General features: G+C 40.9%; 12 protein-coding genes. 5 read left to right on the top strand and 7 right to left on the bottom strand.

Features of this window, described 5'->3' with window-relative positions; all coding sequences use genetic code 11:
- Nucleotides 1-5 precede the first annotated feature (5 nt).
- The 3 genes from LY28_RS09195 to LY28_RS09205 all read left to right on the top strand — a co-directional run bounded on the left by LY28_RS09195 (nt 6) and on the right by LY28_RS09205 (nt 13,095).
- Entirely contained in the window at nt 6-7,883 is a 7,878-nt protein-coding gene (locus LY28_RS09195) for a non-ribosomal peptide synthetase (protein ID WP_110461886.1), read from the top strand.
- Between the two features lie 123 nt (nt 7,884-8,006).
- Entirely contained in the window at nt 8,007-10,175 is a 2,169-nt protein-coding gene (locus LY28_RS09200) for a DNA topoisomerase III (protein WP_110461887.1), read from the top strand.
- Nucleotides 10,176-10,302: 127 nt separating this feature from the next.
- A complete protein-coding gene (locus LY28_RS09205) occupies nt 10,303-13,095 on the top strand; it encodes an MGH1-like glycoside hydrolase domain-containing protein (protein WP_110461888.1) in 2,793 nt (930 codons plus the stop codon).
- A 186-nt stretch (nt 13,096-13,281) separates the two neighbouring features.
- On the opposite strand, the gene LY28_RS19685 is transcribed toward LY28_RS09205, so the two are convergent.
- On the bottom strand, nt 13,282-13,410 hold the full coding sequence (locus LY28_RS19685; protein WP_278303196.1) for a hypothetical protein: 129 nt from the start codon (nt 13,408-13,410) through the stop codon (nt 13,282-13,284).
- 446 nt (nt 13,411-13,856) lie between these two features.
- Here LY28_RS19685 and LY28_RS09210 point away from each other — a divergent pair, with 446 nt between their 5' ends.
- Nucleotides 13,857-14,534 carry an MBL fold metallo-hydrolase gene (locus LY28_RS09210; protein ID WP_110461889.1) on the top strand — a complete coding sequence of 226 codons (678 nt, stop codon included), beginning with the start codon at nt 13,857-13,859 and terminating at the stop codon, nt 14,532-14,534.
- Between the two features lie 62 nt (nt 14,535-14,596).
- Nucleotides 14,597-15,412 (top strand): ATP-dependent sacrificial sulfur transferase LarE, encoded by an 816-nt coding sequence (gene larE / locus LY28_RS09215; RefSeq protein WP_110461890.1) that lies wholly within the window; start codon nt 14,597-14,599, stop codon nt 15,410-15,412.
- A 46-nt stretch (nt 15,413-15,458) separates the two neighbouring features.
- Here the strand turns inward: larE and LY28_RS09220 are convergent, their stop codons facing one another.
- The 6 genes from LY28_RS09220 to LY28_RS09245 all read right to left on the bottom strand — a co-directional run bounded on the left by LY28_RS09220 (nt 15,459) and on the right by LY28_RS09245 (nt 20,684).
- Nucleotides 15,459-16,409 carry an ABC transporter substrate-binding protein gene (locus LY28_RS09220; RefSeq protein ID WP_165835542.1) on the bottom strand — a complete coding sequence of 317 codons (951 nt, stop codon included), beginning with the start codon at nt 16,407-16,409 and terminating at the stop codon, nt 15,459-15,461.
- Between the two features lie 91 nt (nt 16,410-16,500).
- A complete protein-coding gene (locus LY28_RS09225) occupies nt 16,501-17,322 on the bottom strand; it encodes an ABC transporter permease (protein WP_110461892.1) in 822 nt (273 codons plus the stop codon).
- Nucleotides 17,315-18,082 carry an ABC transporter ATP-binding protein gene (locus LY28_RS09230; RefSeq protein ID WP_110461924.1) on the bottom strand — a complete coding sequence of 256 codons (768 nt, stop codon included), beginning with the start codon at nt 18,080-18,082 and terminating at the stop codon, nt 17,315-17,317. The genes LY28_RS09225 and LY28_RS09230 overlap by 8 nt, the downstream gene beginning before the upstream one ends.
- Before the next feature lie 231 nt (nt 18,083-18,313).
- The gene (locus tag LY28_RS09235; protein WP_110461893.1) at nt 18,314-18,586 is read right to left on the bottom strand and encodes a hypothetical protein; all 273 of its coding nucleotides are present in this window, start codon (nt 18,584-18,586) and stop codon (nt 18,314-18,316) included.
- Between the two features lie 71 nt (nt 18,587-18,657).
- Nucleotides 18,658-19,569: a polysaccharide deacetylase family protein gene (locus LY28_RS09240; RefSeq protein WP_110461894.1), complete on the bottom strand. Its 912-nt coding sequence runs from the start codon at nt 19,567-19,569 to the stop codon at nt 18,658-18,660.
- A gap of 47 nt (nt 19,570-19,616) precedes the next feature.
- On the bottom strand, nt 19,617-20,684 hold the full coding sequence (locus LY28_RS09245; RefSeq protein WP_242981199.1) for a M23 family metallopeptidase: 1,068 nt from the start codon (nt 20,682-20,684) through the stop codon (nt 19,617-19,619).
- Nucleotides 20,685-20,792 lie beyond the last annotated feature (108 nt).

Consider the following 20,792-nt stretch of genomic DNA (forward strand, 5'->3'; position numbering starts at 1 on the left):
GTTACATGGATTTAAGCTCATTAATATTTGAACAGTCGGCTGAGAACGACAATGAAGGTGAATACGGGATAACAGAAGAAACCACAAGGGATATTGCTGTTATTGGAATAGCGGGGAAGGTTCCGATGGCCGAGAACATTGATGCCTTTTGGGACAACCTTGTAAAGGGGAAAGACTGTATTACTGATTTCCCCGGCTCAAGACGGAAGGATGCCGATATATTCGCACAATTGGTGGGAATAAAGCAGCAAGGCCGGGGATACAATAATGGCTCATATTTTAAAGAGATAGATAAATTTGACTGCGGTTTTTTCAAAATATCTCCTAAAGAGGCAAGCCTTATGAGCCCCGACCAGAAAATATTCCTTGAGACCGTATGGCAGGCTGTTGAAGATGCAGGCTATGGCAATGACAGGCTCAGAGGCAGTAATACCGGAATATATTTCGGTTACAGTGCCGATGCTCTGTTTGATTATAAGAGGCTTATTGAGAGGGTTGATCCTGAATTGCTGATAGACGCGCTTCCCGGAAATCTTTCCTCGGTGATACCTGCCAGAATATCTTATCTGCTTGACTTGAAAGGACCCTCCCTTTGTGTTGATACTGCATGCTCCTCATCACTTGTTGCAATCCACCTTGCGTGTAAGGCCTTAAGAAATATGGAGTGTGAGGCTGCCATAGCCGGAAGCGTAAAAATAAATATACTTCCTGTTAAGAGCAGCAAGAGATTGGGGATAGAATCCTCCGACGGAAGAGCAAGAACCTTTGATGAGAGTTCTGATGGAACAGGTATGGGCGAAGGCGTTGCAGCAGTACTTTTAAAGCCTCTCAGCAGGGCACTCAGGGACGGAGATAATATTTATGCCGTCATAAAGGGAACAGCCGCAAATCAGGACGGCAACTCCATAGGTATAACGGCACCGAATGCAGAAGCACAGAGGGATGTTATTATTTCCGCACTTCAGGATGCCGGGGTTTCTTGTGAAACAATATCTTATATAGAAGCACACGGCACAGGCACTCAGCTGGGTGATCCTATTGAAATAGAAGGTATTACGAGGGCCTATAAAAAATTTACGGACAAGAAGCAATTTTGTGCCATTGGGTCTGTTAAAACAAATATCGGGCATTTGGATTGTGCGTCGGGCATCATTGGATTTATTAAAGCCGTATTATGTCTAAGGAACAAAAAATTACCGGCAAGTCTGCATTTTAACAGGCCTAACAAGAAGATAAGCTTTGGGGCTTCTCCCGTTTATGTTAATTCTTTTTTGTCCGATTGGAACAGTGACTTTCCAAGAAGGTGCGGTGTCAGTGCCTTCGGATTAAGCGGGACAAACTGTCATGTCATTCTTGAGGAAGCTCCTAAGCAGATTTTTCCCGAAGAAACGGAAGAAATGAAAGCTAACCTGCTGGCTTTATCGGCAAAAACCGAAAATTCCTTGAAACAGTTAGTTATTAAGTATAATGAGCTGATTGATGAGGGTACTAAGGTTAAGGCAAGTGATTTATGCTTTAGTGCAAACACCGGAAGATGGCATTACGGCATAAGAATAGGAATAGTGTTTGAAGCTGTGAATGAATTGTCGGCAGCTTTAAAGCAGCTGAGGCTAGAGGGAATAAGGTCATATCCGGACAAGGGGATATTCTTTTCAGAGGATATGCAGGTCAGAAAACAGGAAGAACCGGCATTTGCCGAAGCAGCTGCGGCAGGGGAAGCCTTGAATTACAATAAAGCCTGTTCAGGCAGGGAGGCTTTGCTTGATTTATGCATAAGGTATGCGGAGGGTCAGAATATTGATTTTGGCACAATATATAAAAATAATGCTTACAGAAGAGTAAGACTTCCCGAATATCCTTTTGAGAGGAAGAGATGCTGGCTTAACATACCTGAAGAAATCAGCATTGCTAGAGATAAAACAATTCAAGCGGTAAAGAGTGAGAAAGCAGTCGAATACAGGCTAAGAGGACGTGAAGACGGAGCATATACGGATGCTGAGCGTATGCTGGGCAAGCTATGGTGTACCGCTCTGGGGTATGATGAAATAAATATAAATGACGATTTCTACGAATTAGGCGGAGATTCAATAATTGCAATTCAAATTGCAAATGAATATAAAAAGCAAACAGGCGTAAAAATCGATGCGGGTGATATCATGGAGTACAGCAGTCTTTCGCTGCTTTCATCGTATCTGGAGGACATGGATGCAGTTAAAAAGGCTGATGTGCGGAATATTATGCCGGCAGGTGACAGAGAATACTACCCTTTGTCATCGGCACAAAAAAGAATGTACATAATAAACCGGTTTGATGGAATAGGGGTAAGCTATAACATGCCGGTGGCTATTTCAATTGAAGGCTGTCTGGATGTCGGCAGACTTAAAAATGCGGTAAAAGAGATTGTAAAAAATCATGATGCATTCAGGATGTCCTTCCATATCAATGAAAATGTGCCTGTTATGAAGGTACATAAAGAGGTGGAGCTTGAGCTTGACGAAATAGAATGCAGTGCTCCGGAAAAGCTGCCTGCACTTATAAAGTCCTTTGTTGAACCCTTTGACATGGAGAAGGCACCTCTTTTCAGGGCAAAAGTCATAAAAATAAGCGACAGCAAGCATGTCCTGTTTATTGATATGCACCATATTATCACAGATGGAATGTCCTCTGTCATATTTGACAGGGAGCTGGTTAAGGCGTATCTGGGTGAAGAGCTTAAGAAGCCTGAGATTCAATATGCCGACTATGCCGTATGGCAGAATGAACAGTTAAAATCTGAGAAAATGAAAAGGCAGGAGGAATACTGGCTCGGGAAATTTGAAGGCGAGAAGCCTGTGCTTGAATTGCCCATTGATTTTCAAAGACCCTCCATACAGAGCTTTGAAGGAGACAGGGTAATATTTGAGGCTGACTGCGAGCTGACTGAAAGAATATTGAGGCTTTCGGAAAAAACGGGAACGACCTTGTATATGGTTCTTATGAGTGTTTATAAGATACTTCTGTCAAAATATACGGGACAGGAGGATATCATTGTGGCTTCTCCGGTTACCGACAGAAAAGCAGAGGAGCTGCAGAATGTTATAGGCATGTTTGTAAATACGGTGGTAATAAGGAGCTGTCCCTGCTCGGACAAACCCTTCATACAGTATCTGCATGAGGTAAAGCAGATTGTACTTGAGGCATTTGCAAACAGTGATTATCCCTTTGAGGACATTATAAACAGGATTAACTTAAAGAGGGATATGAGCAGAACTCCTCTTTTTGATACTATGCTGACACTTCAGAATACCGAAAAACCGGAGCTTGAGTCCGGCGGCCTGAAATTCGGACAAATAGAATTCGAAAACAGCATTTCCAAATTTGATTTAAATCTCAATATTTTTTTGCAGGACAACGGAGACAGCCAGTCAGGCAGAAAGCTTAAATTTGATATGGAATACTGCACAAGTCTGTTCGGGAGGGAAACCATTGAGAGGCTTGTCAAGCACTTTATTAATATTTTTGATGAGGTAACGAAAAACCCTGAAATTAAAATAAAGAATATAAGAATGTTATCGGCAGACGAGTATCAGGCGGCTGTTTACGGCTTTAATAATACCCGGTCGGAATACCCGCGGGACAAGGCTGTCCACAGCTTATTCGAAGAAAATGCACGTAAATACCCGGACAACATTGCAGTGGAAACGGGCGGCCGGAAAATAACCTATGCCGGACTGAGCAGAAAATCCGGCTGTCTTGCCGCAATACTCAGGGAAAAAGGAGCAGGGAGAGGTTCTGTTGTTGCAATAAATGCGCACAGGTCCTCTGAGCTGATGATTGGTATACTGGCAGTTCTGAAAGCAGGAGCGGCTTATCTTCCTATAGACCCTGTAAATCCTGACGGCAGAATAAGCTATATGATTGCCGACAGCGGGGTAAAAATTGTCTTAACGCTGTCAGACTATTGCGAAAGGCTGGAAAAGCTTCAAACGGGAGCAGAAATAATTAATTTGCAGGAAGAGGAGCTTTACACGGGTGAATACATTGAGCAGGAGGCAAGCGTTGAAGCCTCTGATGCGGCATATGTTATTTACACCTCGGGATCTACCGGGAAACCAAAGGGAGTGGTAGTGGAGCACCACTCTCTCATGAATTTTCTGTTCTGCATAAATAATACCTTTGACAGGAGCATAGGTGAAAAGGATAAGGCCTTCAGCCTTACCAGTATTTCCTTTGACGTAAGCGTATGCGAAATGTTTCTTCCGCTTGCCTTCGGAGCATCATTGGTATTTTTCGGGGAGAGGATGATTTCAGACATAGGAAGCCTGTGCGATACAATCGCTGAAAAGGGTATAACCTTTGCTTATATTCCGCCCACCATACTGTGGGAGGTTTCGCAGCAGCTTATGAAAAGCAGGGACAGGATAAAACTTGATAAAATGCTTGTGGGTGTAGAAGGAATAAAAGACTATGTATTGGAGGAGTTTCTAAAGCTTAATCCGGAAATGAGTATTATAAATGGCTACGGCCCGACTGAGGACACTGTCTGTGCAACCTTCTACAGGTATAAAGCTCATGAGCCGGAGGGTAAAAATGTTCCGATAGGAAAGCCCCTTGCCAATACTGAAATTTATATTCTGGATAGGGACAATAACCCGGTGCCTGTTGGAGTTACAGGTGAGCTGTGCATTTCGGGAGACGGTCTTGCAAGAGGCTATTTAAACAGACCTGAGCTTACAGAAGAAAAATTTGTTATAAATCCGTTTTACCTGTCAGGCTGCTTTCCTGAAGCAGGAATAAAGCCGGACGACGGCACCGGACAGTCTTTTGATGCTCAAGCAGGTGCAGGTCAAGGCTCAGAGCTTTATCAAAGGATGTATAAAACAGGAGATCTAGCAAGGCGTCTTTCAGACGGTACTATAGAATTTTTGGGAAGAAAGGATCATCAGATAAAGATAAGGGGCTACAGGGTTGAGCTTGGGGAAATAGAAAGCTGCCTTCTCAGGCATGAGTCGGTTAGGGAGGCAGTTGTAGCTGTAAGGCAGGAGAATAACGGTTTAAAGAGCCTTATTGCCTATATTGTATCTGAGGGCAGCATTTCTGCAAATGAGCTTAAAAGCTATTTGGGAAAAGAGCTTCCTGATTATATGGTGCCTTCATTTTTTGTCATGCTGGACAGTATTCCTGTGACAGCTAACGGTAAAGTAGACAGAAATGCTTTACCTGAGCCTGACAGAAGCATTGTGGCAAGCGGTGAATATGAGGCACCGGGTAACCTTACCGAGGAAAGGCTGGCAGGTATATGGCAGAGTATTCTGGGTATAGACAGAATTGGAGTAAATGATTATTTCTTTGATCTGGGAGGAGATTCCATAAAGGCTATACAGGTTGTATCCTCAGTTAACAAAGAGTTCAATGCGGAGCTGCCTGCAGGCAGAATGTACAGCAATCCTACGGTAAGAGAAATAGCAGGGTATATTGAAGAATACAGAAAAGGTGCTTATACCTCGGCACAAACAGAGGCTGTTGAACAAGGAGAACAAAACTATTATGACGTGAAGGAAAGCCTTGTTTTAAGCAAAGCAGTTGAGTGGCCGAAATCAATGGAATTAAAGGTTGCAATACAGAAGGATATTACGGCATATCTTCACAGGAGCCTGCCGCTTTGTGCTATATTGCCTCATGATAAGTATTTGCCATGGTATTACAGCAGCTTTATTCAGATTTTTTCATTTATTGACAGGGAAGGAAAGCTGTTCGTTGACTATATGGAACCATGCAGCTGCTATAATGAAATACTGCATTTGGTTAACATAGCTTTTCATTTGCTTAACGGTAAAGAAAAAATTATTGACTTCATTATTGAAAAGATTAGTCTGGGATATTGTCTTATGATGTTTGTGGATGAATACTATCTTCCCGATAAATGGGCCTATAAGAAAAAACACTTTATTCATCCGTCTCTCATTTATGGTTATGACAATGAAAGGGAGCAGCTGCGTGCCATTGGATTTGATAGAAATATGCTTTTTACAGAATTGATATTCAATTACAGTGAATTTAGAGAGGCCTATCAAAACGGCAAGACGTATTACAAGGAGACTGCGCCATGGTGTGAATTGACCGCTATACAGCTAATCAGACCTAATGGATTTGAAGAAGAGTATCCATATAGTAATTACAGAGTTCTTAAGGAGCTGAAGGATTACATTTTTGGAGTAGGTGATAAAAGAAGGCTTTATTCATTTATGTATCCTGAAAATCATACTGTGTTTGGAATGCAGGTGTATGATGAGGCTGTCAGGAATCTTGAAAACCTGTTTATGGGTAAGGCTACCATAGACTATAGGGCAATGCATATGCTGTGGGAGCATAAGAAGGGCATATATGACAGGATTGAATATTTGATTTCAAGAAACAGGCTTACGGGAGAAATTATTCCAATGCACAAGGAATATACAAGCGTTGTTGATTTGTCTAATAATATAAGAATTAAATGCTTGGAAATGGAAAACAAGAATATTGATATTAATGGCTTATCTGTAGAGCAGGCAAGCCTGATAGAAAATATTATACAGTCAATTAAAAGGCTTAAAAGTACTGAGTATGATATATTGTTGAAAATATACAGGCAATTGGAGCTTGATTTGGCAGGAAAGGAATATTGCTTACCGGGATATTTGGGGGAGGCTGACGAAGCTTTGCCGTGTGCAGAAGAAAAAAAAGAGCATCACGGGCAGGTGCCGGACAAAAGCTGGCAAAAAGACATTCACATGGAATACTTGGGGCATATAGGCGCTAAAAAATCAGATATGGCTGTGGTGAGCAAGGAAACTGAAGAATGTTCCCTGAAAATGGAGCTGAAGGTCGTGATGCAGATGGATATTACGACATATCTTCACAGAAGCCTGCCCCTTTGTATTGTTCTTGCCTACAATAAATATCTGCCCTGGTATTACGGCAATTTCATTCAGATTTTTTCGTTTACAGATGATAATGGGTATATGGAGCTGAATTATCTGGAGCCGCGTGATTGCAGCAGCGAAATATTGGATATGGTTTGCTTGGGGTATCACTTACTTGAGGATACGGAAAATATAATTGATTTTATAATAAAAAAGCTTAACAGAGGGCATTATCTTGTAATCAATGTTGATGAATACTATCTGTCTGATAAATGGGCATACCGGCAAAATCATTTCGTACATTCATCCTTGATTTACGGGTATGACAATGAAGAAGAACAGCTTAAGGCAATAAGCTTTGACAGGGATATGCTTTTTACAAAAATGATATTCGATTATACAGAGTTTTCAGATGCTTATGAGAATGGTAAAATTCATTATAAAAAAACCGGCCCCTGGTGTGAATCCTCCGCAATTCAGCTGTTTAAACCAAAGGGCTTTGAAGGAGAGTATCCGTTCAGCAATGAAAAGTTTCTGAAAGAATTAAAAAGCTATATATTCTCAACGGGGGACAGGGCCAGATTATACTCCTTCGAATATCCTGAAAAGCAGGTAAGCTTTGGTATCATGGTGTATAATGTTTTGATAAGCAATTTGGAAAACATGCTGCAAGGTAATATTACAGCAGACTACAGAGCTTTTCACATGTTAGCCGAGCATAAAAAGGGTATATATGACCGGCTTGACTATGTGATATCCAGAAACCTGCTTTCGGAAAAGGCTGTTTTGCTGAAGGAGAAGTACACTGAGGTTGTAAATCTGGCTAACGGTATAAGAATGAAAGGACTGGAATATTCATATAAAGCCGTTGACGGCAGAAGTGATTCTTTAAAACATAAAAATATCATAAAGGATATAATCGGTATGGTAAAAAACCTGAAAAATACAGAGTATAACCTTTTACTTGAAATATATAATCAATTGGAGGAGGAGTTGAATTAGCCCGCTTATAGGCTTGCTCTCACCCGGCTGTTAATAATTGGCTTTATTCAAATATGATTATGTGAGATAATTGTAAAGAAATACAACGATAGAAGGGCAATGCCAAAAGGAGATTTAGGATTAATGGGAAAAATATTGGTTTTAGCTGAAAAGCCGTCTGTGGCCAGAGATCTGGCAAAGGTGCTTAACTGCAGTCAGAATGCAAACGGCTGTATAATGGGTTCGAAATATATTGTAACGTGGGCCTTGGGGCATTTGGTAACGCTTGCTGATCCCGAGGCTTACGGCAATAAGTATAAGTCATGGAATCTGGAAGACCTGCCCATGCTGCCAAATAAGATGGAGCTTGTGGTCATAAAGCAGACCTCTAAGCAATTCGGTGCGGTAAAGGCTCTTATGAACAGGGCTGATGTGGATGAGCTTGTGATAGCTACAGATGCCGGACGTGAGGGAGAGCTGGTTGCAAGATGGATTATCATGAAGGCGGGCTTCAAAAAGCCCATCAAACGTCTTTGGATTTCATCCCAGACAGACAAGGCTATTAAGGAAGGCTTTGCACATCTGAAGCCGGGCAGGGAATATGATAACCTGTTTTATTCTGCACAGAGCAGGTCCGAGGCTGACTGGCTGGTAGGCCTGAATGTAACAAGAGCCCTTACCTGCAAGCACAATGCACAGCTGTCGGCAGGCAGGGTTCAGACTCCCACTCTGGCAATGATTGTGGACAGGGAGGAGGAAATAAGAAAATTTGTTCCCAAGGATTTCTGGAGCATACAGGCACAGTTTAACGGTTTCACAGTTCATTGGCAGGACAGGGTAAGCAGCCAGACAAGGACCTTCAATAAGGAGCAGGCTGACGGCATAGTTCAGAGGATAACCGGACAGCTTGGAGAAGTTGTGGAGGTTAAAAAGGAAATGAAAAAGGAGCTGCCTCCGCTGGCATATGACCTTACCGAGCTTCAAAGGGATGCAAACCGCAGATATGCGTATTCGGCAAAGCAAACTCTGAATATTATGCAGAAGCTGTATGAAGCACATAAGCTGGTAACATATCCAAGAACAGACTCCCGGTATATTACTACAGACATTGTTCCGACACTGACAGAAAGACTTAAAAGCATAGCGGTGGGGCCTTATGCAAAAGCGGTGCAGGGTGTTTTAAGAAGCAGGATAAATGTTACAGGCAGATTTGCAGACAACAGCAAGGTAACGGATCACCACGCTATTATTCCTACCGAGCAGTATGTAAACCTATCCGCCTTAAGCTCGGAAGAGAGGAATATATACGATTTAATTGTCAAAAGATTTATAGCGGTTCTAAGTGCGCCTTTTGAATATGAGCAGACGACCGTAAGGCTGAATGTAAACGGAGAAAGCTTCCATGCCAGAGGAAGGATTGTTAAGTCATGGGGCTGGAAAACGGTTTATGAGGGCTTTGGCAAGCTGGAAGAGGATAATGACGAAGAAGAGGATGAACAGTCACTGCCTGATATACAAAAGGGCCATAAGGCAAAGATTAATTCTCCGAAAGCAATTAACGGGAAAACCAAGCCGCCTGCAAGATATACGGAAGCCACACTTTTATCAGCCATGGAGCACCCGGGCAGGTTTGTTGACAACAAGGCTCTGAAGGAAACGCTTGAGAGTACAAGCGGACTGGGAACTCCTGCAACTAGGGCGGATATTATCGAAAAGCTGTTTAATACCTTTTATATTGAGAGAAGGGGCAAGGAAATCTATCCAACTTCAAAGGGAATACAGCTTATCGGCCTTGTTCCGAAGGATTTGAAGTCGCCTGAGCTTACGGCAAAATGGGAGCAGCAGCTTGCCATGATAAGCAAAGGAACAGTTAACCCGAATATCTTTGTAGGAGACATGAAGAAATATGCGACCAAGCTGGTAGGAGCGGTTATTGCAGACTCAGGGCAATTCAAGCATGATAATGTAACCAGAGAGAAATGCCCGGAGTGTGGAAAGTACATGCTTGATGTTAACGGAAAAAAAGGTAAAATGCTCGTCTGCCCCGACAGAGAATGCGGCTACAGGAAAACTGTCACCATCGTGTCCAATGCCAGATGTCCTGAGTGCCATAAAAAGATGGAAATAAAAGGGGAGGGTGATAAAAAGTCCTTCTATTGTTCCTGCGGCTACAGGGAAAAGCTGGATGCCTTTAAACAGCGCAAGGGTGAGCAGGTCGACAAAAGGGAGGTAGCTCAATTTATGAGGCATCAGGAGACAGATGAACCTATCAATTCGGCTCTTGCGGATGCCTTGGCAAAATGGAAGAAGTAAGCTCATAATTTTAAATTTTGAATTTTATGGGAATTTAATCTGTCACCTTGAAATAAATTATATAGCAGATAGAATAATATTTGGAATATATTAAAAGGCTGAATAAATAAATTCAAGGGAGACACTTATGAATAAGACGAGCAGCGAAGTCTTTTATTCTTCAAGAAGGGATAAAATCTTAAATTCAAAGGAGCACATCAGGATTAGCCAATATAATGCTTACCTGAAAAACATAGATAATCCCCAAGGCAAGAACTGGAGGAAATGGGGATGCTACCTCAGTGAACGCCAATGGGGAACAGTAAGGGAAAGCTATGATTGCGTGGATAACTCCTGGGGAGAGGACGGAAATAATGCCTCCTTTTCAAGGGAGCAAGCCTTAAACCGTGCATACAGATGGGGAGAGGATGGAATTGCAGGGCTTTCCGATGACCATCAGTTCATATGCTTTTCACTGTCCCTATGGAATGAGGCAGACCCGTGTATAAAAGAACGTCTCTATGGTCTTACCAACAGAGAAGGCATTCATGGCGAGGATGTCAAGGAATATTATTTTTATGCAGACAACACTCCCATGCATTCTTATATGAAATATATATATAAGTATCCCTATTACTACAATTATGATGAAATATATAATAACAGGAACAGCAAGGTGCCCTATGAGTTCGAGTTAAGTCATACCGGAGCCTTTGACGGTAACAGGTATTTTGATGTTACGGCTGAGTACGCCAAAAACGATACTGAGGATATATTGATTAAGCTTACTGTCAAGAACTGCGGAAATGAGAGAAAAACTCTTCACCTTCTTCCGACAGTGCTCTTCCGTAATACATGGTCATTCAATAAGGATTTATACGAAAAAACCATGACTAAAGCACAGGGTATAAAAAATGCTGTTGAAATTATTCAAAGGCGGAAGCAGCTTCCCGCAGATGCTTCCATAATGAGGCTATACTGTCAGGACGCTTATGAAAATATATTGTTTACCGAAAACAATACTGATTATGAAGCTGCTTTTAAAAGCTCAAATGCCGGAAGGCAGTATTTCAAAAATGGCATCAACAATTATATAATAGGTAAATACAGAGAACATTTAAGTGAGGAGGAGCTTTGGCAATTTATTAATCCAAGGGAAAAAGGAACAAAGGCCTCTGTTCATTACAGGCTGGCGCTTAATCCCGGTCAGAGCGGTACAGTTGTTTTGAGGCTGTCGGATGTTGAGACGGATTTACCTTTTGAAGGCTTTGATTCTGCATTTACAAGGCGGAAATATGAAGCTGATGAATTCTACGATGCCATCAGCCCGTATGACAGAAACGGAAGTGCGGAGGAACAGGATTTATACAATATTCAAAGACAGGCTTTTGCCGGAATGCTATGGAACAAGCAGCTGTATAATCTGATTGTGGAGCAATGGCTGGAAGGAGATGAAATGCAGCCTCGGCCTTCTGACAGGCATATGAAGGATGAAAAAATGCTGAAGTGGAAGCATATGTATTCAAATGATATCCTGTCAATGCCGGATAAATGGGAATACCCATGGTTTGCCGCATGGGATATGGCTTTTCATACAGTAACTCTTGGCATTATTGACCCGGAATTTGCAAAGCATCAGCTGCTGCTGCTTTGCATGGAATGGTTTATGCATCCTAACGGGCAGATACCGGCTTATGAATGGGACTTCTGCAATGTTAACCCGCCTGTCCATGCATGGGCCGCATGGAATGTATACCAGCAGGAAAGATTAATATACGGAACTGAAGACAGGGATTTTCTCGAAAGAATATTGGATAAGCTGAATATGAATTTTACATGGTGGATAAATAATGTTGATTCCTCCAAGGGCAATGATAATGTGTTCGGGGGAGGCTTTCTCGGACTTGATAATATCAGGATTGTGAGCAAGGACCCAAAGGGCAGGGATATAGTGGAGGCTGACGGGACCTCGTGGATGGCCAGATTTTGCCTGGATATGATAAATATTGCCGGAGAGCTTGGAAAGCATGACATTCAGAGAAAGTATCTGCAGCATTTTATTTATATATGTGATGCCATGAACAAAATAGGGGAGCATGGCTTCTGGAATGAAAAGGAGGAATTTTTCTGCGACTATGCGAATGAATTCGGTTCCTTGGGAATATGCTCGGCTGTCGGACTGGTTCCTTTATTTGCCATTGAGCGTATACGGCAGAGGCTGGACAGTAAGCAAAGGTATGCCGGCTCTTTTATGAGTATTGAGGACACCTTGAACTGGTATAAAAGGAAAAGGCCTGATTTGATAGATAAAAACGAAAATATCAATATAAACGGAATCAGCAGGGAAGACAGAAACGGTATTACTGCTTTTGAATGCTATATGGCTGTTGTGGATAAAGAGAAGCTTTCAAAAATTCTTAAAAAGCTTTTGGACAAAAATAAGTTTCTCAGTGATTTTGGGATACGTTCCTTGTCGAAGGACTGTAATTTTAATTGGTATGGTAAGAATATTTTTTATGAGCCGGCTGAATCAAACAGAGAAAAAATTATGGGAGGCAATTCAAACTGGAGAGGGCCTATATGGTTTCCCATAAATTATATGCTGATTGAGGCCTTACGAAAGTACGGCGACTATCTCGGAGGCAGTATTGAAATTAGGGACTCTGAAAATGGAGAAGGTATTTCTCTTAATCTTTATGAAATTGCGGATGATATAGCCGAAAGATTAATATCTGTCTTTAAAAAGAATCAGGAGGGAAGAAGACCTGTATACGGAATGCAGGAGCTTTTTGAAAGAAGCGGCTGGGAGAACTTGATTCTCTTTTTTGAATATTTTCACGGAGATAACGGAGCAGGTCTGGGAGCAAGCCATCAGACAGGCTGGACGGGTTTGGCGGCAAACCTTATACAGCAGCTTGGCATTGACAGAAAGAAATTATAGAAAAAGCTATTAACTATAGAAATTTACTTTGTCTTATAAATAAGCCTGCAGCTGCTTAATTGGTATACAGACAAGATTATCCTCGCTATAACAGGGAATTAAAAACCGAATTACAGCTGGTTTAAAGCTATAGGCTTCAAAGCTAAGGTCTACAGCTTTTTTTATGAAATTATAAGGATTATAAAATTACTCTTCATAATTACCGGTATCATCAAAATCGTCTATATCATCAATATCATCAAATAGGTCATCGATGTCTTCAAATATATCAAAAATATCAAGTTCCGGTAATGAATAATTTAAGTTGTTTCTCATATTAACCTCCCGTGCATGGCTCAGGCACAAAAAATTTGGTAAAGCATAAGTGGAGAAGCCGTATTTTGTTTCTTTGAGGCTTACTGTCTTTTCCCTTAAAAATAGGCTTATATGTATACTAGCAAAGTAGTTTTAAATAAGAAGTCATATAATGTTAAGTTCTTGTTATTTATTCAATTTTTCCATTTAAAAAAGAAACCATATAAATGGGACTATCGGACGATTACATTGTTTATTTAGCCAATAATAACTAACTATATTAATATTATAGCGAATAATGGTGAAATTGTAAATATAATGTCGGACAATTATCGAAGATTGTAGAAATGTACGGTCTTACTGTTACATGGAACTGTAAATTTTAATAAAATTAAATTTATCAATTATTGAAAATTATATGGTACAATCAAATATAATACATACAGAGCTTTTGCATGGAGGTTGCTATGGAGTTAAGCTATGACGCATTTAAAATAAAAACGAAATTTTTAAATATGATAAATTACAGCTATATAGTTGTGGATAAGGAAAGTAAAAATGCATTGGTTGTGGATCCTTCATGGGAAATTGATAAAATTATCAGCAGGCTGGAGAAGGAAAATGCAAAGCTTACAGCTATATTGCTTACTCATTCCCATTCGGATCATACTAATCTGGTAAATCCATTAACAGCCCGATTTAATACAGAGGTCTATATGTCTCAGGAGGAAATTGACTGCTATGGTTTCAGATGCCGTAATTTGCAAGGCTTAGAGGACTTGGAGGATATTTTTATCAACAGGACTAAGGTTAAGTGCATACTTACTAAAGGGCATTCGGAGGGAGGTATGTGCTATCTTCTTAAAAACTGTGTGTTTACCGGTGACACCTTGTTTTCCGAGGGATGCGGCTATTGCTGGAACAAGGATTCGGCTGCGGAGCAGATGTATGAAAGCATTCAGAAATTAAAATATATTCTAAGCGATGACATTATTGTATATCCGGGGCACTCATATGGCGTTGAGCCGGGCAAAACCTTCGGACATTTGAAAATGATAAATGTTTATATGGGATTTGAAAGTAAATCAAGGTTTGTTGAGTTCAGAAACCGGAAAGGGAAAAGGGGAATGCTCAACTTTAAATAGCCGGCATTAGACAGGGCTTTTATGCGGGTAGCTCTGTAAACTTTAAAAACAGGAGAATGTACATGGATATTTACGAAAAGCTGGATAATTTAAAAAATAATATAAAGGAATTACAGAGTGTAGCTGTGGCTTTTTCGGGAGGAGTTGACTCAACCTTTCTTTTGAAGGTAGCGGCGGATGTGCTTGGCAGGGAGGTTGTGGCTGTGACGGCACATTCCTCTACTTACCCCGAAAGAGAGCTTAATGAAGCAATTGACTTTGCAAAGTGCCGCTCAATCAGACAAAGAGTCATTGTTTCGGAAGAACTGGAGGTTGACGGTTTTTCTGATAATCCTGTCAACAGATGCTATCTGTGCAAAAATGAGCTTTTTAATAAAATTGAGGCAGTTGCAAGGGAAGAGGGAGCAAGGTATATTCTCGAAGGCTCAAATTATGATGACTTGGGTGATTTCAGACCGGGCTTGCAGGCAGTCAGCGAGCATGGAGTATTGAGTCCGCTGAGAGATGCCATGCTGACAAAGGCGGAGATAAGGATATTATCAAGGGGAATGGGGCTAAAAACATGGAATAAGCAAGCGTTTGCGTGCTTGTCGTCAAGATTTCCTTACGGGGAAAAAATAACAAGGGAGAGACTCAGGATGATTGACAGGGCGGAGCAGCTTTTGCTTGATCTGGGGTTCTCACAGGTGAGAGTGAGATTCCATAAGGATGTTGCAAGAATTGAAATCGGTCAGGAACAGTTTGGGAAAATGCTGGATAGTGAAGTTCGGGAAAAAATTTATAAGGAATTTAAAAATATCGGTTTTATGTATACAACCTTGGACCTCAAGGGATACAGAACGGGGAGTATGAATGAAGGACTGGCCGGCTCAGTATAAGACCGGCCTTTAAACAGGTTTTGCAGGCTTTCCATATACCCGTAAATTATTTCATGGAGTTTACCCCATAGCTGTTATCAACGATTTTCTCATAAGGTGCCTTTTTCTTCAGCTGACCTGCTTTCTCCATTACTGTCTGCAGCAATTCGAAGGAGGTTTCTTTCATTATGGGGTCTTTGCACCATGCATCAATATCCTTGTACCTTTTTGCAACGGTTTCAAGCAATGCCTGATCGGTGTCGGGGAAGGAGGATTTCAAAGCCTCTGCAAGCTCTTCCGGAGTATGTGTGTTAACCCACATCTGTCCTTTGTATATGGCATCGGTAAACTTCTGAATAATCAGGGGATTGTTTTCTATGTAGCTTTTTTTTGCGAAATATGCAGTGTAGGGAATTTCACCGCTTTCCTGACCTACGGATGCCAATATATAACCCTTGCCTTCTGCTTCGAGCATTGAAGCGGTTGGCTCAAAAAGTGTTACATAATCGCCTTTTCCTCCGGTAAAAGCACCTGCCATCAGAGCAAATTGTATTCCTGTGTCAATATAGACATCCTTTCCGGGAGTCAAGCCGTTTTTATCCAATACATATTCAAGTGTCATCTCAGGAACTCCGCCTATTCTGCCTCCAATAATGTTTTTATTTTTCAGGCTGTTCCATTTAAAGCCGGTATCAGGAGCTCTGCCTACGAGAAAGGAACCGTCTCTTTTTGTTAACTGCGCAAAAACAATTGAATAGTCCTCCTTGCCTTCATTGTAAACATATATACTTGCTTCGGGGCCTGCAAAGCCAATGTCACATTGGCCCGACAATACAGCAGTCATAACCTTGTCGGCCCCCTGACCGTTCTGAAGCTCAACATCCAGTCCGGCAGCCTCGAAAAAGCCTTTGTTTATTGCAATATACTGAGGTGCATAAAAAACGGAATGAGTTACTTCGCTTAGTCTCACCTTTATCATTTTATCATCTGTACCGCATGCACCAAGCATGAAGCTCATGCAAAACAGCAGTGCCAGAACAAGGCATATTTTTTTCACAACAACTCCTCCTCATGATATTTTTTTATTTTAGTACAGCCTTGAAGCAGACCTATATTTTTGTATGATTCTTGACCAACAGCTTTTGGAGAATTACAACTGCCTTATACATTAATCCTGCTGCTATACACAGAATAACCACACTTGCCATTACCAAATCAAGCCTGAAAACCTGACCGCCGTAAACAATCAGATAGCCGAGACCGGCTTTGGAAACAAGAAATTCTCCCACGATAACACCTACCCACGACAGGCCTACATTTATTTTTAATGAGTTTATTATAACCGGCAGATTTGAAGGAAAAACAACCTTTGTGAAGGTTTGCAGCCTATTGGCGCCAAAGGTTTTAAGCAGCTTGATCTGCTCCTCGTCGGTTGACGAAAAGCCGTTTAATACCTCGAGAATTGTTACTATAAGCGAGACTGCCAGTGCAATTACAATTATAGAGGTTGTTCCCGCACCGAACCAAACAATAAAGATTGGACCTAATGCGATTTTTGGCAGACTGTTCAGCACAACTAAATACGGCTCTGAAACCTCAGACAGAAATTCTGACCACCATAGGATTACAGCTATTACTGTCCCGAGTATTGTTCCTGACAAAAAGCCCGTAAAGGTTTCCAGACAGGTTACGGCAATATGATGGAACAGCTGTCCTTCATTATACAGGTTGATGATTGTTTTTACTATTCTTGTAGGCTGGCTGGTTATAAAAGGATCTATGAATCCAAATCTGGCCAGAAATTCCCAAAGTATAAAGAATACAAGAAGAATGAAAATTTGAGTCACGGTGGTTGATATCCTTCGGATTCTCATGGAATTCAGATATTCAAGTCTTTCACTTGAAATATTTAATTCTTTTGATTTAGACATGTACATCAAGCTCCTTCCAGATAGTATTGAAAAAGTGCCTGAATTCAGGAGCTTCCCGGCTGGTGAAGGGTGTTCTGACATCGCAGGTCAGTAATATGTCATAAATGCTTTTAACGGTGGTCGGCCTGTTTGTCAAAACAACTACCCTGTCTGCCATGCTTATGCTTTCTGCAATATCATGAGTAACCATAATTGCTGTTTTGTTTTCTTTTTTAATTATTGAGTATATGTCGTCAGTTACTGCGAGCCTTGTCTGATAATCCAAGGCGGAAAAGGCTTCATCCAGAAGAAGTATCTGGGGATTTAAGGCAAGAGTACGTATAAGTGCGGCGCGCTGGCGCATTCCCCCCGATAGCTGGGAAGGGTATTTATCTTTAAATTCAATTAATCCGTAAGTGTCCAGCAAGTTATGCACGTATTCCCTGCTTTTTTTAGAAATACCCTTTTTGATTTCCAAGCCAAGCATGACATTTTGAAGAATAGTTCTCCATTCAAAAAGGTAATCCTTTTGCAGCATATAGCCTACTTCCGCGCTTGTGTCAGAGACACAGCTTCCGTTTATCCGGATACTGCCTCGTGACGGCTTCAGAAGTCCTGCAATTATGGATAGCAGAGTTGATTTGCCGCATCCGCTTGGGCCTACAATGCAAATAAACTCACCTTTTGAAATATTCAGTGTAATATTGTCTATAGCGGGAATTTCACCATTGGGTGATTGATAATTCATACCTAAATTTTGTATTTCGACTATGTATGATATGGCAGAATCTTTCAAAGACATACACCTCCCGCTTATTCCTTAATACAGTATATAGATTTTAAGCGGATTTGGTTAACGGAAATCAGAAAAAAACCGCCTCAAGGTTTTACTCTGAGACGGTAAGGCGGAGTTAATCACGGTTCAAGCTTCTAACGGCAAATACCCGAAAGATATTCTGCCGGTCAATATGCAGCTGTAAAAAAGCGTGTATCTCCGCAATATAAAATTATTTTAAAGATTAGCTTCTCTTGCTTCAATACGCTTGTTCCTGTAGTATAAAAGCATATCACAAAGAACCATGACAAGGTTCAGGAAATATAATCCTAAAACAATGTCCCTGCTGTATAGCAGCTTGTGCGTAATACCTGATATGTAACCAAATAGAACCACATAAGAAAAGGCTATACTTTTGCCGGCTGTTTTTCTGGAAGTGTATGATTTATACAGCTGAATGGGCCAGGCTGCGCCAAAGCTCAAAAGCATCAATGCTTCAAATATGCTCACTAATTTCATCTCCCGGTATAATAATTGTTGTAGACCCAATTATTATACACCTTTAATCAGAAAAGTGACAGCTAAGGGCATATTTTTTCAAAGAAGTTTTCCGAGGAAATTCCATGAGGGCGGTTGTTGCGTTTAAGACCGAAGAGGGTATCCTCCTTGTCCTTATTTATTATATTTACGCCTTCCGCACATGAAAGTGTTGCTTTGAAATCCAAGCTTTTCAGAACCTCCTTGGATTCCTTGCTGATATAGCCAAAGGGATATGTAAAGGTATTCGGCCTTATTCCTGTCACCTCGGTCAATTTGTCCTGCAGCTTTATTATATCAGCTTTCAGCATGTCTTTGTAAGCTTCTGTGTTTTCGCCCTTTTTGCGTTTGATTCCCAGCCTTTTTCCTGTTGAGTGGAGATTATAGGTATGATTTTGTATTTCAAAATAGCCGGAGCTGCTCATTTCTTTAATCTGCTCCCATGATGCATATGCATAATTGGGATTGTTTGTGGGTGGAATATTTGATGCCAGAGTATCTGAAAATTGTTCGCTGTACTTGCCTACAACGGATATCACCGCTTTCATTTCATATTTTTCCAGAAGAGGCTTACCGTAGATATAATTGTTCAGATTTCCGTCATCGAAGGTTATTATCACCGGTTTAGGAGGTATTTCACTGTTATGGTAAACATAATTTATCAGGTCTGTCATATTAATTGTCTTATAATTATGATTTTTCAGATAGATTAAGTCATTTTCAAATTCTCTGGGAGTTATAACGTATTTGCCCATTTCGGCGGATTTTTTCAGAATACTGTGATACATGACAATGGGGACTAATACCTTGTCTTCGGACAGTATTCCGGTCTGCGTATCATTAAAAACCGACTTTGACACAGAGAATAATACTAGAAATGAGAAGCAGAAAATCAGCACTGTAGCCATGACTACCCCAATATACCTTTTTGCTTTATTGTTCAGTATAATAAACATCGGAGACACCTCACAGAAAAATTATATAGTCACAAAAATTTATAGTGCTAAAAATCATAGCCGCTGTTTGGTTCAATAATATCATAAGCCCTGTAGTAATCTCTGGTTTCTTCATCCTTCACGACGGAAGAACGGCTTTTCTGCAATAGATTTACGATGCTGTAGACATCAATCCAAAGCTCGTTTACACCTTCCTTCTGGGATTCGTCAAAGATAATCTGCATACCAAAATGCAGATGAGGAGTTTTTATATTATTTACATTTTCCCGGGTGCTGTATCCTGTCATGCCAAGGTAGCCTATTACATCTCCTGCCTTGACAATTCTGCCCTCATATAAATCTGTATGGAAGGGTCTGTCTTTTCTTAAATGTGCATAATAATAGTACCTTTTCTGATCAAAGCTCCTTATACCTATTCTCCAGCCGCCGTACATATTCCACCCCATAACTTCGATGATTCCGGATTCCACTGCAATTATAGGCGTTCCGATTGAACCCATTAGGTCATTGCCGAGATGTTTTCGTGCGTACCCGAATGTGCGTCCTGTGCCGAAGTCATCATAATGGGTGAAGCTGTATCCTTTTGCAATGGGAGAGAAAACTTTCAGGCCGTATTTCTTTTCCCATTGCTTGCCGTTTTCGTTATCAGGGTCCTTTGTCTGTATATCATACTCGCCCACAAAATTTCCAAGAATGGCATCGTAGGCTTCGTAGTAGTAATTGTAATACTTCATTTGCGCTGTCAGCTGTTCCATGGTTTCTCCGTTATTCAGCTTTTCAGCCAAGGCGTCCATATCCTTTGATTTGTATTTTTTGAAATTTCCGCCGTATTTTGCGGCGAGATAGGATAAAAGTTCAACCCAGTGAAGCTGTACAGGCTTGGTGTGAGATTTGACATCCAAGCTGAGAGCTTTTTCCATTGCCGGGTAGGAGGCGTTAAATTCAACCCATTTTATATATTTTTTGTCTGTTTTCGGATCGGTTGATACCTTGATAGCTTGTGGATGCTGGTAATGGTAAAGAGTTAAGGTCGAAGCCGCAAGCAGGGATAATATGAGCAAAAAAGAAATTAATATTTTGGATAGCTGCTTATTAATAATTATGGTTTTTATCAAAGCTGTCACCTCTCACAATTTGTATAAAAATAAACAGAGACACTATAAAATCTATGCTGGAAAAACTCAATATATCCTTCAAATGCTAAATTGAAATGAAATAACTGA

This window comes from Ruminiclostridium sufflavum DSM 19573 (assembly GCF_003208175.1).
Lineage (GTDB): Bacteria > Bacillota > Clostridia > Acetivibrionales > DSM-1351 > Ruminiclostridium > Ruminiclostridium sufflavum.

Bases quoted from the DNA above. Each gene is read 5' to 3' on its own strand.
- LY28_RS09240 (WP_110461894.1), bottom strand. From the start codon at position 19,569: ATGTTTATTATACTGAACAATAAAGCAAAAAGGTATATTGGGGTAGTC.
- LY28_RS09210 (WP_110461889.1), top strand. From the start codon at position 13,857: ATGGAGTTAAGCTATGACGCATTTAAAATAAAAACGAAATTTTTAAAT.
- LY28_RS09225 (WP_110461892.1), bottom strand. From the start codon at position 17,322: ATGTCTAAATCAAAAGAATTAAATATTTCAAGTGAAAGACTTGAATAT.
- LY28_RS09220 (WP_165835542.1), bottom strand. From the start codon at position 16,409: ATGAGCTTCATGCTTGGTGCATGCGGTACAGATGATAAAATGATAAAG.
- larE (WP_110461890.1), top strand. From the start codon at position 14,597: ATGGATATTTACGAAAAGCTGGATAATTTAAAAAATAATATAAAGGAA.
- LY28_RS09205 (WP_110461888.1), top strand. From the start codon at position 10,303: ATGAATAAGACGAGCAGCGAAGTCTTTTATTCTTCAAGAAGGGATAAA.
- LY28_RS09195 (WP_110461886.1), top strand. From the start codon at position 6: ATGGATTTAAGCTCATTAATATTTGAACAGTCGGCTGAGAACGACAAT.
- LY28_RS09200 (WP_110461887.1), top strand. From the start codon at position 8,007: ATGGGAAAAATATTGGTTTTAGCTGAAAAGCCGTCTGTGGCCAGAGAT.
- LY28_RS19685 (WP_278303196.1), bottom strand. From the start codon at position 13,410: ATGAGAAACAACTTAAATTATTCATTACCGGAACTTGATATTTTTGAT.